Source organism: Bacteroides uniformis, assembly GCF_025147485.1.
GTDB classification, from domain to species: domain Bacteria; phylum Bacteroidota; class Bacteroidia; order Bacteroidales; family Bacteroidaceae; genus Bacteroides; species Bacteroides uniformis.
Window position 1 is genome coordinate 3,915,784 of record NZ_CP102263.1, and the last position, 14,878, is coordinate 3,930,661.

A 14,878-nucleotide genomic window follows, 5' to 3' on the forward strand; every position below is an offset into this window, starting at 1 on the left:
GTTTATTTCTTTACTACTGTAAAAGGTTTATAGGCTTCGCCCTTACCTTCGTAACCGGAATTCTTGAAGTATTCCACAAATGTCAGACGGAGCGGGTGTACAAAGGCACTCAGACAAGACATGGCAATGTTCAGCGTATGCCCGAATATCAGTATCAGACCGCAGAACAGCCATCCCAGGGCCGGACCTGCAGCATCGTTCACCATGAAGGCAAGCTGGTTGAACACGCCTCCAAGCATACCGCCTGCCAAGCCGAGGGCATAGAGACGGATGTAGGAAAGTATATCGCCCATCAATCCGGTTGCCATGTTATAGGTATCCCATACTCCGGCACCGATGTTGACAAATACATTCCGGTGGATATTGTTCAGCAGGTAGATACCGATGGCAGAAACACCGCCAATCACGATAAATGCCCACGTAGACACGTCTTCCGAAATTATTTTGAAGAAGGAAAGTCCGCCGGTGCAGATAAATCCCACCACCAGCAACAGCCATCCCCAGGCACTGAGCGACTCCTTGAAGCCGAAACGAACGGTCTGTCCCACGGCCTTCACCGTCATGGCAATGCAGATGTGCACCGCACCGATAATCAACGCCAGCAGCATTTGCTTGTCATAGGTAGTCTCACCTATCTTACCCACAATCATGAATTCCTTCAGTTTGGCGGGTATCTCCAGGTCAAAGAGGCTTACACCGAAGAAGGTTCCCAATATGGCACCGATGACGGACGTAAATATACCCAACGTAATCACCAGGTTCATCATGCCTTTCATGGACTTGGACATCTTCCTTTTCAAAATGAACCCGAGTGCAATCAGTACCAGACCGTAGCCCGCATCTCCCATACAGAAAGCAAAGAAGAGCGAGAAGAATGGCGCAAGTATCGGTGTCGGGTCGAACTCGGCATATTCGGGCATACCGTACATTTTGGTAAGCACTTCGTACATGCGTGTATAGGCGTTGTTTTTCAGCTTGATGGGAGCATTGTCCTCGCGCTTGGCAGCCCTTATCTCATAATAAGTGCCGCTTTCATCGAGAAGTTTCCTCACATCCGCCTCGCAGTCTTCGGGAATCCAGCCTTCCATCAACACTACGGCACCTTCTGCCATATGTTCGCTGTTCAGCTTGACTTTCAGCAGGTCTATCTCTTCCTGGAGCTGTAGGTTGTACTTCTCCAACGTGCAGTAATTCGCTTTGCAGAATTCTTTCAATCCGGCATGTGCCTGCACAAGGGCCTCTTCCGTATCGGCTTTCTTCCGGCTCAGTTCGGAGAGGCTGAGTGAAGGTAGACGGAGCGGTTCCACATCCAGTTCTACCGGTTGGGGAGTGACGGTCACGAAATAAAGATGTCCGCCGTTCTCTTTCACCACGATGGCATTGTAGTCCTCTGCCCACGCTTCGTTATAGTCTTTCTCCGGGCAGGTATAGAACTGCACGAACCAACCAGCATCTTCCAGCTTGCGGATGGCTCTCCAATCGAAATCGCCCCAGACTTCCATCTGCACCACATCCTTGTCGATGGCGGGAATCTGCTGGTTCAAGTCTTGTATCCGCGCCTGCAAGTCCTCGTAGAATTTCACCAGAGCATCGGCCGACAACTCTTTATGCACCTTTTCTTCCGGCTGTTTGTCTGCCAGGGTGTGCATGCTCTGAAGCATATTCTTGTAGAGCGTACGCTTCTGCATGAATTGCTGCAAGGTGTCGTCCATCTCGCCGCACTGCCTTTCCACAACGTGCACCACGCCCAGTTCCCGGATTTGTGCCAGAAATGCTTCGTACTCCTTATGATACACAAGGAACGTGAGCTTCTTCATTTTCGTAATCATGCCTCTGCCTCCTTCCTTTTCTCCTGATGGGATTTCATGATTTTCTGCGATGACTTGGAAAGGTTCTCCTCGTCTTCCATAAACCGCTTGATTTTGCGCAGAGCATCCTGATAACCCGGAATCTGTACTTTCTCAAAAAGATTCACCTTCTGGGTGGTCTTTTTACGCGCATGTTCCAACAAGTTCAACTTGGCAACAGTAAATTCACGCTCGATGGCAGTATGTGCCAGTGACTTAAGCAAATGCAGCCCGTCTGCATACCATTTGGGCGCATTGAACAAGCTGTAAGGGCGTATCTCGAAATCTACATTCTCGAGCAACGGCACCCGTACACCGGCAATCTTCTTTACACCGAGATGAACATCGCTGACCTTTATCAATGAAGCGTCGAACTCATTCCAAAGGGCGAACATGGCTTCGTAAGCTTGGATTTCCTTTTCCAACCTCGCGTCCAACGCGGCAGCGTCTCCCTTGCAGCGCTTCACTTCCATACGCAGGGCACTCTCCTTATTCTTAATAATGGGGAGTGTGCGCACGCGCACCTTCAGTTGCTTTTCGAGTTGCTGAAGCGAGGTTTTGTTATATTGAAACTTAATAGCCATTTTATTTACGATTTAACGATTTACGATTAGACGACTGAAGCTACTCAATTTCTCAATTTACAGATTTACAATTTCAGTAATATCAATCGTAAACCGTAAATCGTCTAATCGTACATTTATTTAGTTTGCTTTCGGCCAGAACTGGTCCACAAGCTCTTTCTTGATATTCACCTCTTCCGGACGGAAATACTTGCCGAACAGACTCCATGCCACATCGAGCATCTCTGTGGTATCGAGGTTGACGTCGATGGCCAGCAGTTGGTTGGAGTAGTCCTTGGCAAAGGCAAGGGTACGTTCGTCGTAGTTCGTCAGGTCGAAACCGTTTTCAAGCTTGGTTTTGGCGTTGGCGGCATCGGCGTACAGACGTACGGCGGCATTCATCACCTGCGGATGGTCCTTACGTGTCTTTTTGCCCGTAACAAGCTGTTTCAGACGGGACAAGGAACGGAACGGGTCAACGATAACCTTACCGATGTCGCTGTCACGACGGAGGAACAACTGGCCTTCCGTGATATAACCCGTATTGTCGGGCACGGCATGCGTAATGTCGCCACCGGACAGAGTCGTCACCGCAATAATCGTGATGGAACCGCCGCTTGGGAACTGCACCGCCTTTTCGTATATCTTCGCCAAGTCCGAATAAAGGGAACCCGGCATGGAGTCCTTCGAAGGAATCTGGTCCATACGGTTGGACACGATGGCGAGCGCATCGGCGTAGGAAGTCATATCCGTCAGCAGCACCAGCACCTTTTCATTATTGTTTACAGCAAAATACTCGGCCGCCGTCAGTGCCATATCCGGAATCAGCAGACGCTCTACCGGAGGATTCTCGGTGGTATTCATAAAGCTGACGATACGGTCGAGCGCACCGGCATTGGAGAATACGTTCTTGAAGTAGAGGTAGTCATCGTTCGTCATACCCATACCGCCAAGGATAATCTTGTCGGTCTCCGCACGCAGAGCCACATTCGCCATCACCTGGTTGAAGGGCTGGTCGGGGTCGGCAAAGAACGGAATCTTCTGTCCGGACACCAGCGTATTGTTCAAGTCGATACCTGCAATACCGGTTGCAATCAGTTCCGAGGGCTGCTTACGGCGCACCGGATTCACGGATGGACCGCCAATTTCCACCTCCTCGCCTTCAATGGCCGGACCACCGTCGATGGGGTCGCCAAAGGCGTTGAAGAAGCGTCCGGCAAGCTGCTCGCTCACTTTGATTGTAGGAGCCTTGCCCAAGAATACTACCTCTGCATTGGTGGGAATACCTTCCGTACCCTCAAACACCTGCAAAGTCACTTCGTCGCCGGCAATCTTCACCACCTGGGCCAGCTTGCCGTTTACGGTCGCCAACTCGTCATACCCCACTCCGGTTGCCTTCAGCGAACACGTAGCTTTCGTAATCTGAGTAATCTTGGTATATATTTTTTGAAATGCTTTTGTTGCCATCTATTTATTTACAATTTAGCAATTTACTATTTACTATTTAAATCTCTGCCATCCTATTCTACTATTTTCCTATCTACAACCTCCGTACACCTGCATCCGCAAGGCAAATAGTAAATTGTAAATAGTCACATAGTACATCCTTAGGCTTTACGTTCCTCAACCAGTTCCTGCAACTGCTTATGGAACTTGTCGTATTCTTCCGACTTAAACTTCGAGTAGTTCATCTGCTTGCAGATGTTAATCATCTTCTTGAAGTAATCCATTACTTCGTTGAAGTTGTCGAACTCAAATTCGGTATGACAGATTTCTATTACCATATTCAGAATCTCCTCCTGACGCTCCATCGGGGTCACGGCATCAATTTCATCAAAGGCATCCTGCTGCAGAATAACGAAGTCAATCAATTCCGATTTCCAGAAAGTCACGTGATACTCTACGGGCACACCGTCGTCACCCAAGATGTTGATTTGCTCGGCAATCTCCTTACCACGCTGCAAACGGGTCTTGATTTCATTCACCTTGCCAATCCACTCACCGTTGATGTGCTTGGTGATATACTCTTCAAATTCAGGGTATTCTATATATTTGGAATACGAGTCAATCGGGTTTACGGCAGGATAACGCTTCTTGTCGGCACGGTCTTGCTCAAGGGCATAGAAGCAGCGTGCCACCTTCTTCGTATTCTCGGTTACCGGCTCCTTCAAGTTACCACCGGCAGGCGATACCGTACCGATGAAAGTAATGGAACCGGACTCGCCGTTGTTCAGCTTCACATAACCCGCACGGCCGTAGAAGTTGGAGATGATGGAGGACAAGTCCATCGGGAAGGCATCGGGACCGGGCAACTCCTCCATACGGTTGGACATCTCGCGCAATGCCTGCGCCCAACGTGAAGTGGAGTCCGCCATCAGCAGTACCTTCAATCCCATGCTTCGGTAGTATTCTGCAATCGTCATAGCCGTGTAGACAGATGCCTCACGGGCAGCCACCGGCATGTTCGAAGTATTGGCAATGATAATCGTACGTTCCATCAGCTTCCGTCCCGTATGCGGGTCAACCAATTCGGGGAATTCTGTAAAGATTTCCACAACCTCGTTGGCACGCTCACCGCAGGCAGCGATGATTACGATGTCCGCTTCCGCTTGTTTTGAAATGGCATGCTGAAGCACCGTTTTTCCAGTACCGAACGGACCGGGGATAAAACCCGTACCACCTTCCACAATCGGGTTTACGGTGTCGATTACACGCACACCGGTTTCCAGCAATTTGAAAGGACGCGGTTTTTCCTTATAGTTGGTCATGGCGCGCTTCACGGGCCATTTCTGTATCATGTTCACCCGGATGTCATTACCTTCGCTATCCGTCAGCACTGCAATGGTATCCTCAATGCTGTAATCACCTTCCTTTGCAATGGATTTCACGGTGCACACACCTTTCTGTTCAAAAGGCACCATGATTTTCAGAGGTTGGAAGTTTTCGTCCACTTGTCCCAGCCAGGCAGCGGCTTCCACTTGGTCGCCCACCTTTGCCAAAGGCACAAAATGCCATTTGCTTCCTTTATCCAGCGGATAGGTATATTGCCCGCGTTTCAAGAAAACACCGTCCATCTTATCGAGGTCGTTTTGCAGACCGTCGTAGTTCTTCGAAAGCATACCGGGCCCCAGTGTTACTTCGAGCATATGTCCGGTAAACTCAGCTTCGGCCCCCACTTTCAGTCCGCGGGTACTCTCAAATACCTGCACGTAGACCTGGGTACCTACTACCTTAATCACCTCCGCCATCAACTTGTCTCCTCCGGTCGAGATATAACAAATCTCATTCTGCGCTACCGGTCCGTCGACGACGAGGGTCACCATGTTGGCTATTACGCCACTAACAGTTCCTTTTGTTGCCATATATTTTTAGTTGTTTATTTTATCTGAATTCTGCGGGTATCTGCACCTCGTCTTTCAAGGCAGCGATAATGCTGCGGAACAGTTGGTTACCCTTCTCTTTATCCAACGAAATCCACCGTTCTATCATCTCCAGCTGTAGCAGGAAGACAAACAGACGTTCCACGGTAAAGTAATCGAAGAATGTGGCCTCCTCCATCCAGTCCCAGCGAAGCTGGTCCAGTTTCTTTTCCCGGTCCACCAGTTCCTCCGTCTCACTGATTTTCACCAGCTGCTCCAGATAATCCACCTCAGTACCCAGACCGAAGTCACGGGCATTGGAAGTACGCAGAGCCTCGCACACTTCCGTATCACCCACAATCAGCGGAGCAATGTCCAGCTTGAACTTACGTGCTGTGAGCGCCACCAATATATTATTGAGAGTGAGGTTGAAGCCAAACCAGGAAGACACAAACTGATTCCTGCATTCCATAGCATAGGCGTAATAGAGCGCTGCCAGGCGGTCTTCATACAAGAAACCGTCCTCGGCAGGCAGGCTGAAGTATTCGGAAATGAACGTAGAGAGATAAGATGGGAATACACTGTCAGAGACTTCGTCGCCATCCTTCAGTTGTGAGATATATTCCGCCAGTTCCTCCGACGAATAGTTTCCGCGCGGGTCGATGGCAGCATCCTTATCCTTCAATAGTTTCAAGACATTCGCATTATCGAATTTCAGATAAAACAAATCTATCAACTTTTTATCATCTTCCGACAAGGCAGGATATAGTTCCGTCTTGAAATCGGCTACTGTATAGCTCAGTTTACTGTCTTCCAGAGTAAGTTCAGGCAAACCGGCTACCAAGTAATAGTATTTACTCATAATCCTGTGGGAGTTTTTAGAACAGCATTTCCACTAATTGCGGACGCAGGAATTCCTTGAAGTAATTCATAAATTCTTCTTCGCCGAAGTTCACCTTGTACGAACCATCGGCAGGCGATACGGAGAACAAGGTTTTGATGCCATTCACTTGCTCAATCTTCACACCCTTGTCCAGCAGGTCTTTCGCCTTCGCTGCGAAATATTTTGTCAAGCCTTCCGCATCGGCAGTAGAGATAACGATTGGTTCGTTCACACTCCATTTGGACGCCAATGCAACGATGAAGGCATTAAGATAATCCTTGTTTGCAGCAAATGCCTTTACATCGGCATTCACAATGTTGTCCGTCACCAACGTAGCGATTTCGGACTTCAGAGCATTCACAGCCTGACCGGCAAACAACTTTAATTCAGATTTTGTATTCTCTGCCAGTTCATCGGCAGACTTATGAGCGGTAGCCACGATAGAATCCGCTTCCTTGTGAGCATCCTCTATAATTCTCTTGGCTTCTTCCTGAGCTTTTGCGATAAGTTTCTGTGCCTCTTCGTTTCCTTTCTCTACGCCTTCGCGGTAGATCTTATCGGTCAGCTCTTGAATCTTGTTTTCCATATTTGCAGGAGTTATTATATGATTTATATTACAATATTAATTGCGTGATTTTTTCCCTTCCTATTAGATTCACGCCAAATTTACAAAAATCCATTTGATATTGAATAGAAAGAAAGGAAGAAAAGTTCTTGCTCTTCCAAAAAAAACTCATTTTACACCAACTTTGTTCTGTAATGATAACAAAAGAATGACAAAAGAAGCAGAAAAATACGTATGCAACAACGCATGACAGGGATTAAGGGGAGCAGTTCCGGAGGTATATAAACGAACAAAGCCTCCGTATCCTTATCAGACACGGAGGCTTCTTCTGAAAACGGCGACTACCTACTCTCCCACTGTTACGCAGTACCATCGGCGTGACCGGGCTTAACTTCTCTGTTCGGAATGGGAAGAGGTGGAACCCCGGTGCTGTAGTCACCTGAATAAGGCAGACATGATGAGAAAAAAGTAAAGTGTCCATACATTGCTGAACGTATATACCTCCATACACGGAAGGCAAAAAGTGGACGGGCAATTAGTAATGCTCGGCTATGACATCGCTGCCTTTACACCTGCATCCTATCAACGTTGTAGTCTACAACGACCCTGAGAAATCTAATCTTGTGGCTGGCTTCGTACTTAGATGCTTTCAGCACTTATCCAATCCCGACTTAGATACCCGGCAATGCACCTGGCGGCACAACCGGTAAACCAGAGGTCAGTCCAACACGGTCCTCTCGTACTAGTGTCAGAGCCACGCAAATTTCATGCGCCCACGATAGATAGAGACCGAACTGTCTCACGACGTTCTGAACCCAGCTCGCGTGCCACTTTAATGGGCGAACAGCCCAACCCTTGGGACCTTCTCCAGCCCCAGGATGTGACGAGCCGACATCGAGGTGCCAAACCCCTCCGTCGATATGAGCTCTTGGGAGGGATCAGCCTGTTATCCCCGGAGTACCTTTTATCCTTTGAGCGATGTCCTTTCCATACAGAAACACCGGATCACTATGCTCTAGTTTCCTACCTGATCGACTTGTAAGTCTCCCAGTCAAGCGCCCTTATGCCATTACACTCTGCCGACGGTTACCAATCGTCGTGAGGGCACCTTTAGAAGCCTCCGTTACACTTTTGGAGGCGACCACCCCAGTCAAACTACCCACCAAACAGTGTCCCCGCAACAACGGGTTAGAACTCAAATAATCAAAGGGCCGTATTTCAACAGCGGCTCCACGGACACTGGCGTGCCCGCTTCGAAGCCTCCGGCCTATCCTACACATCAATTACCCAAATTCAATGTTAAGCTATAGTAAAGGTTCACGGGGTCTTTTCGTCCCATCGCGGGTAATCGGCATCTTCACCGATACTACAATTTCACTGAGCTCACGGTTGAGACAGCGTCCAGATCATTACACCATTCGTGCAGGTCGGAACTTACCCGACAAGGAATTTCGCTACCTTAGGACCGTTATAGTTACGGCCGCCGTTTACTGGGGCTTCAATTCAATGCTTCTCTTGCGATGACATCTCCTCTTAACCTTCCAGCACCGGGCAGGTGTCAGGCTGTATACTTCATCTTTCAATTTTGCACAGCCCTGTGTTTTTGTTAAACAGTTGCCTGGACCTATTCTCTGCGCCTCGCCGTTAAGCGAGGACCCTTTATCCCGAAGTTACAGGGTCAGTTTGCCTAGTTCCTTAACCGTGAATCACTCAAGCGCCTTAGTATATTCAACCCGACTACGTGTGTCCGTTTGCGGTACGGGTACCTGCAGGATTAAGTTTAGCGGATTTTCTTGGAAGTATGATTACACGCACTATTGGATTGTTCTAAGAACGCTCCATACTATCAGGTTCGACTCTTGCTCCGGATTTGCCTGGAACAATCAGCATCTACACCCTTCAACGGACTATTCCGTCAGTCCGCGGCGCTGTCACGACTCCGTCTCCACGTCACTCCCACAGGTAGTACCGGAATATTAACCGGTTCTGCCATCGGCCTCGCCGTTCGGCTGAGCCTTAGGACCCGACTTACCCTGATCCGATTAGCGTTGATCAGGAAACCTTAGTCTTTCGGCGAGGGGGTTTCCCACCCCCTTTATCGTTACTTATACCTACATTTGCTTTTCCACACGCTCCAGCAAAGCTCGCGCTTCACCTTCGACGCCGAGTGGAATGCTCCCCTACCGATGATTTCTCATCCCAAAGCTTCGGTAGAATACTTATGCCCGATTATTATCCACGCCAAACTCCTCGACTAGTGAGCTGTTACGCACTCTTTAAATGAATGGCTGCTTCCAAGCCAACATCCTAGCTGTCTTAGCAATCTGACTTCGTTAGTTCAACTTAGTATTCATTTCGGGACCTTAGCTGTTGGTCCGGATTGTTCTCCTTTAGGACATGGACCTTAGCACCCATGCCCTCACTCCTGACATAGAACTGACACGCATTCGGAGTTTGTCAAGACTTGATAGGCGGTGAAGCCCTCGCATCTTATCAGTCGCTCTACCTCATGCCAGTATAAGTCAAGGCTGCACCTAAATGCATTTCGGGGAGTACGAGCTATCTCCAAGTTTGATTAGCCTTTCACCCCCACCCTCAGGTCATCCAGAAGCTTTTCAACGCTTATTGGTTCGGTCCTCCAGATGGTGTTACCCATCCTTCAACCTGCCCAAGGGTAGATCACTTGGTTTCGCGTCTACTCCTTCCGACTATACGCCCTGTTCAGACTCGCTTTCGCTTCGGCTGCAGATCTGAAATCCTTAACCTCGCCGGAAAAAGTAACTCGTAGGTTCATTATGCAAAAGGCACGCCGTCACACCAGAAGGTGCTCCGACCGCTTGTAGGCACATGGTTTCAGGAACTATTTCACTCTTCTGTTCGAAGTGCTTTTCACCTTTCCTTCACAGTACTGGTTCACTATCGGTCTCTCGGGAGTATTTAGCCTTACCGGATGGTCCCGGCAGATTCACGCAGAATTCCTCGTGCTCCGCGCTACTCAGGATACCACTAGGCTTCGCTTGGCTTCGCATACGCAGCTCTCATGCTCTATGGCTGTACTTTCCAGAACATTCTGCTCACCAACTTTCTTGCCACGGCGTGGTCCTACAACCCCACCCATGCCGTAACATGGATGGTTTGGGCTATTCCCCGTTCGCTCGCCACTACTGGGGGAATCATTGTTTATTTTCTTTTCCTGCAGGTACTAAGATGTTTCAGTTCCCTGCGTTAGCCTCCTGCAATGCAGGATGATACTTCTTCAAAGTACCGGGTTGTCCCATTCGGAAATCCGCGGATCAAAGGTCATTTGCACCTACCCGCAGCTTATCGCAGCTTATCACGTCCTTCATCGCCTCCGAGAGCCAAGGCATCCGCCATGTGCCCTTACTTACTTTTTGTCTTACCGATCACGTATGGTCGATATATACTTTCAGCTTTTAACTTTACTTTTTTTTGGTCACATCATGTCAAAGAACGGTGTTTCAATTATAAAACAATAATCAAAACGGAGTGGAGAATAACGGATTCGAACCGTTGACCCCCTGCGTGCAAAGCAGGTGCTCTAGCCAGCTGAGCTAATCCCCCTTCTTATAAGTGGAAAACGGAAAGTGGAAAGTGGAAAATCCGGAGAGTTCCCGATTTTCATTTCTCAATTTTCAGTTTTCAACTTTGAAGTAGTCCCAGGCAGAGTTGAACTGCCGACCTCTACATTATCAGTGTAGCGCTCTAACCAACTGAGCTATAGGACTGTCAGTCAAACCCTCGCCTTACGGCTCGGCTTCTACTTTTCTCGTATATTTTAATAAACAAGTACGCGCAGTACAAGAGGTTCTTATGGAAGCATAACTTCAAGAACCAACGATCGAGTCGAGACGTCACTCCAGAAAGGAGGTGTTCCAGCCGCACCTTCCGGTACGGCTACCTTGTTACGACTTAGCCCCAATCACCAGTTTTACCCTAGGGCGCTCCTTGCGGTTACGCACTTCAGGTACCCCCGGCTTTCATGGCTTGACGGGCGGTGTGTACAAGGCCCGGGAACGTATTCACCGCGCCGTGGCTGATGCGCGATTACTAGCGAATCCAGCTTCATGGAGTCGGGTTGCAGACTCCAATCCGAACTGAGAGAGGCTTTAGGGATTAGCATCACGTCGCCGTGTAGCTGCCTTCTGTACCCCCCATTGTAACACGTGTGTAGCCCCGGACGTAAGGGCCGTGCTGATTTGACGTCATCCCCACCTTCCTCACATCTTACGACGGCAGTCTCGACAGAGTCCCCAGCATAACCTGATGGTAACTATCGATAAGGGTTGCGCTCGTTATGGCACTTAAGCCGACACCTCACGGCACGAGCTGACGACAACCATGCAGCACCTTCACAACTGCCTTGCGGCTGACATGTCTCCACATCATTCAGTTGCAATTCAAGCCCGGGTAAGGTTCCTCGCGTATCATCGAATTAAACCACATGTTCCTCCGCTTGTGCGGGCCCCCGTCAATTCCTTTGAGTTTCACCGTTGCCGGCGTACTCCCCAGGTGGAATACTTAACGCTTTCGCTTGGCCGCTTACTGTATATCGCAAACAGCGAGTATTCATCGTTTACTGTGTGGACTACCAGGGTATCTAATCCTGTTTGATACCCACACTTTCGAGCATCAGCGTCAGTTACAGTCCAGCAAGCTGCCTTCGCAATCGGAGTTCTTCGTGATATCTAAGCATTTCACCGCTACACCACGAATTCCGCCTGCCTCTACTGTACTCAAGACACCCAGTATCAACTGCAATTTTACGGTTGAGCCGCAAACTTTCACAACTGACTTAAGCGTCCGCCTACGCTCCCTTTAAACCCAATAAATCCGGATAACGCTCGGATCCTCCGTATTACCGCGGCTGCTGGCACGGAGTTAGCCGATCCTTATTCATACGGTACATACAAAAAGGCACACGTGCCTCACTTTATTCCCGTATAAAAGAAGTTTACAACCCATAGGGCAGTCATCCTTCACGCTACTTGGCTGGTTCAGACTCTCGTCCATTGACCAATATTCCTCACTGCTGCCTCCCGTAGGAGTTTGGACCGTGTCTCAGTTCCAATGTGGGGGACCTTCCTCTCAGAACCCCTATCCATCGAAGGCTTGGTGGGCCGTTACCCCGCCAACAACCTAATGGAACGCATCCCCATCGATGACCGAAATTCTTTAATAGTTCCACCATGCGGAAGAACTATGCCATCGGGTATTAATCTTTCTTTCGAAAGGCTATCCCCGAGTCATCGGCAGGTTGGATACGTGTTACTCACCCGTGCGCCGGTCGCCATCAAACTTAGCAAGCTAAGTTCATGCTGCCCCTCGACTTGCATGTGTTAAGCCTGTAGCTAGCGTTCATCCTGAGCCAGGATCAAACTCTTCATTGTAAAAGTATCTTGACTGCGCAAATTAAAAATTAAAGTGCGACAGCTTAATTATCTGTTCAGGACGCTCGAATTCAAAAGTTTATCTTTACCTATCTATATAGAATAAGTATTGACGGTTCTTTTGTTTTACCCAGGTACGACGCGCCTTAATTATTAGTTTCCAATTATTAATTTGCGAAGCACCTGCTCTTGTACTACTTGTATTGTTTATGTAAATCTGTTCAAAGATCGCTCGTTTCACGATTGCTGTTCTTTTCAGAAAGCGGATGCAAAGGTAAGAACTTTAAAGCATATCTTCCAAATATTTTCGGAAGTTTTTTTTTCATTTTTTTCTTTTTCCTGTATTTTCAAATCCTTTAAACAAGGATAAGAAAAGCAAAACAAGAAAAGTTCTTTTTCTTTGCGAGTCGGACTGCAAAGATAAGGAGAATTATTAATAAGTTCCAAATGTTTTTCGAAAAATATTTTTATCTCTTTTTATTTCTCTGTGTCACCTTCCACACTTCTGTTTCAGTATTTCAATCTTACCACTTTCCTTCTCTTGGAAAGCGGGTGCAAAGGTATAGGATTTAACAATACAAGCCAAACATATCTATCATTTTTTTTAATAAAAATGAAACTTTTTTGTAACTTACTGATTCATAAATGCATTTCGCATGAACAATTTTGAAGAAAGGAAAAAGAGAGAAAATAACTATACATTATATATATACGTGCGCGCGAAGAGCACGAAGAAAGAGAATAAAAACATTTTATAAGCATGCCGGATTGGGTGGTGGCGGTTCTGTCAGTATAGTCGCCGCATCAAAGCAGGGACATTGTTTCACCCACTCTTCCGGCTCTATCTCCCCGTTATGGTTCAGGTCGGGGCTCAGGTCGCGGTGACCGCAAAGCCGGGAACCGGGATAATCCTTCAGCAGCAGCAACACAAGCACATGCAGGGAGTGCTTTTGGAAAAGGGTGCGTGTATCGGCAGGGCGACCGCACTCGTCAAGACCGCCTTCGTAACAGACACCGATGCTACCTGCATTCCAACCCCGGACATGGGCACCAGGCAGGGACAAGGGACGCAGGGACTTGATGTCACCGTTCTTGCGGATATAAAAATGATAACCTGCGCCGGAGAAGCCCCGGCGCAGGTGGTCTGTCGTCAAGTCGTGCTCCGTATAGCAGCGGTCGCAGCGGGTGGCGGAACAATGGACGACGATAAGATTGATGAATCTCATGAGAATTAAAAATTAGAAATTAAAAATTAAAAGTGAAGGAAACCCGCTACACTGTCATGGCATGGGCGCTCAGGGCACCAATAAGCGCGGAGGCTACAGCGATTATCACTTTCAGAATCTTATCCCAAACAGATGATTTTGTACTCATAAAATTAAGGATTAATAGTTAAGAATTAATGGTTAAGGATTAGTGATTAAGGATTAGTGATTAAGGATTAGTGATTAAGGATTAAGGGCTAATGATTAATGGTTAATCATTAGGGATTGATTAGCGATAAGCGATTTGCTTGTGTTCATTAACCATTAATCACTAACCCTTAATCATTCCTTCTTTATCCCAGCGGATTTTCGCCCTGGTCGCCGTCGTCGCCGGAGCCGCCTCCGGAACCACCGCCTTGATTGCCGCCGCCGGAGCCGCCCTCCTCGGGCTTGTCGAGCACAAAGCCCACATTCGCCGGGCTGCGGGTCACGGCGGTACTGCCGTTCACCAGCTTCAGCTCCTTGTCGGGGATAAAGCGGATATTCACCTTCGAGATATTGCGCACCGTACATTTGTCCGAGGCCTCCATGCCGGGACAGCGGAACGTCATGTGGAAAGTGCCCAGCTGGTTCAGCTTCACCTTGTCGCCATTGGCAAGGTTGCCTTGAATCTCCTCCACCAGGGCTTCGATGACGTGCTTCACGTCGCCCTTCGTCATGGCACAGTTTTTCTGAATGGAGGCGGCAAGGACATCGATGTCCACGGTGCCGCAGGTCTTGGGTTTCTGACGGAGATAGTACAACATGGGCGAAGCCGGGTTGCTCACGATTTTACGGCGCTGGAAGCGCTCTACAATTACATCCATAAATTTAAAAAGTTAAGGTTTAAGTTAAGAAAAATGAGTTATAAGAGAGAAGTGGGTAAGGGAAGGGATAGGGCGCCCGAATCAATGATTATTCCTTTTCTTAAGCACATTACAAAGATACAACATTAAGAAGCGGAAGTCAAGTGTTTTGCCATTTTTTTTACTACAAAAAACACGGAGAC

General features: G+C 48.2%; 9 protein-coding genes, 2 tRNA genes and 3 rRNA genes. All 14 read right to left on the bottom strand.

The annotated features are described in order from the left end of the window. Positions 1 to 2: 2 nt before the first annotated feature. Positions 3 to 1,829, bottom strand: a complete 1,827-nt coding sequence (locus tag NQ510_RS15865) for a V-type ATP synthase subunit I (RefSeq protein WP_005827394.1) — start codon at positions 1,827 to 1,829, stop codon at positions 3 to 5. Next, on the bottom strand, positions 1,826 to 2,431 hold the full coding sequence (locus tag NQ510_RS15870; RefSeq protein ID WP_005827391.1) for a V-type ATP synthase subunit D: 606 nt from the start codon (positions 2,429 to 2,431) through the stop codon (positions 1,826 to 1,828). The genes NQ510_RS15865 and NQ510_RS15870 overlap by 4 nt, the downstream gene beginning before the upstream one ends. A gap of 120 nt (positions 2,432 to 2,551) precedes the next feature. Continuing rightward, complete coding sequence (locus tag NQ510_RS15875; protein WP_005827389.1) at positions 2,552 to 3,877, bottom strand: V-type ATP synthase subunit B; 1,326 nt, start codon at positions 3,875 to 3,877, stop codon at positions 2,552 to 2,554. 140 nt (positions 3,878 to 4,017) lie between these two features. Beyond that, the gene (locus NQ510_RS15880) at positions 4,018 to 5,772 is read right to left on the bottom strand and encodes a V-type ATP synthase subunit A (RefSeq protein ID WP_005827385.1); all 1,755 of its coding nucleotides are present in this window, start codon (positions 5,770 to 5,772) and stop codon (positions 4,018 to 4,020) included. 19 nt (positions 5,773 to 5,791) lie between these two features. After that, positions 5,792 to 6,631 carry a DUF2764 domain-containing protein gene (locus tag NQ510_RS15885; RefSeq protein WP_005827384.1) on the bottom strand — a complete coding sequence of 280 codons (840 nt, stop codon included), beginning with the start codon at positions 6,629 to 6,631 and terminating at the stop codon, positions 5,792 to 5,794. A 16-nt stretch (positions 6,632 to 6,647) separates the two neighbouring features. After that, positions 6,648 to 7,238, bottom strand: coding sequence for a hypothetical protein (locus tag NQ510_RS15890; RefSeq protein ID WP_005827382.1), 591 nt, complete (start codon positions 7,236 to 7,238; stop codon positions 6,648 to 6,650). A gap of 311 nt (positions 7,239 to 7,549) precedes the next feature. Next, positions 7,550 to 7,660 (bottom strand): 5S ribosomal RNA (gene rrf, locus NQ510_RS15895). A gap of 72 nt (positions 7,661 to 7,732) precedes the next feature. Then, positions 7,733 to 10,612, bottom strand: a 23S ribosomal RNA gene (locus NQ510_RS15900). Positions 10,613 to 10,725: 113 nt separating this feature from the next. Then, a tRNA-Ala gene (locus NQ510_RS15905) sits at positions 10,726 to 10,799 on the bottom strand. Between the two features lie 90 nt (positions 10,800 to 10,889). Beyond that, positions 10,890 to 10,963, bottom strand: a tRNA-Ile gene (locus NQ510_RS15910). A gap of 135 nt (positions 10,964 to 11,098) precedes the next feature. Further along, a 16S ribosomal RNA gene (locus NQ510_RS15915) occupies positions 11,099 to 12,625 on the bottom strand. The 16S, 23S and 5S rRNA genes sit together here with 2 tRNA genes alongside, the layout of an rRNA operon. Positions 12,626 to 13,377: 752 nt before the next feature. Then, complete coding sequence (locus NQ510_RS15920) at positions 13,378 to 13,851, bottom strand: N-acetylmuramoyl-L-alanine amidase (protein ID WP_005831100.1); 474 nt, start codon at positions 13,849 to 13,851, stop codon at positions 13,378 to 13,380. Positions 13,852 to 13,897: 46 nt separating this feature from the next. Beyond that, positions 13,898 to 13,999, bottom strand: a complete 102-nt coding sequence (locus NQ510_RS15925; RefSeq protein ID WP_005837396.1) for a smalltalk protein — start codon at positions 13,997 to 13,999, stop codon at positions 13,898 to 13,900. A gap of 184 nt (positions 14,000 to 14,183) precedes the next feature. Continuing rightward, the gene (locus NQ510_RS15930; protein WP_005837397.1) at positions 14,184 to 14,696 is read right to left on the bottom strand and encodes an HU family DNA-binding protein; all 513 of its coding nucleotides are present in this window, start codon (positions 14,694 to 14,696) and stop codon (positions 14,184 to 14,186) included. Between the last annotated feature and the right edge of the window lie 182 nt (positions 14,697 to 14,878).

Coding starts and splice junctions, on each gene's coding strand:
- NQ510_RS15865 (WP_005827394.1), bottom strand. CDS start 1,829: ATGATTACGAAAATGAAGAAGCTCACGTTCCTTGTGTATCATAAGGAG.
- NQ510_RS15870 (WP_005827391.1), bottom strand. CDS start 2,431: ATGGCTATTAAGTTTCAATATAACAAAACCTCGCTTCAGCAACTCGAA.
- NQ510_RS15875 (WP_005827389.1), bottom strand. CDS start 3,877: ATGGCAACAAAAGCATTTCAAAAAATATATACCAAGATTACTCAGATT.
- NQ510_RS15880 (WP_005827385.1), bottom strand. CDS start 5,772: ATGGCAACAAAAGGAACTGTTAGTGGCGTAATAGCCAACATGGTGACC.
- NQ510_RS15885 (WP_005827384.1), bottom strand. CDS start 6,631: ATGAGTAAATACTATTACTTGGTAGCCGGTTTGCCTGAACTTACTCTG.
- NQ510_RS15890 (WP_005827382.1), bottom strand. CDS start 7,238: ATGGAAAACAAGATTCAAGAGCTGACCGATAAGATCTACCGCGAAGGC.
- NQ510_RS15920 (WP_005831100.1), bottom strand. CDS start 13,851: ATGAGATTCATCAATCTTATCGTCGTCCATTGTTCCGCCACCCGCTGC.
- NQ510_RS15925 (WP_005837396.1), bottom strand. CDS start 13,999: ATGAGTACAAAATCATCTGTTTGGGATAAGATTCTGAAAGTGATAATC.
- NQ510_RS15930 (WP_005837397.1), bottom strand. CDS start 14,696: ATGGATGTAATTGTAGAGCGCTTCCAGCGCCGTAAAATCGTGAGCAAC.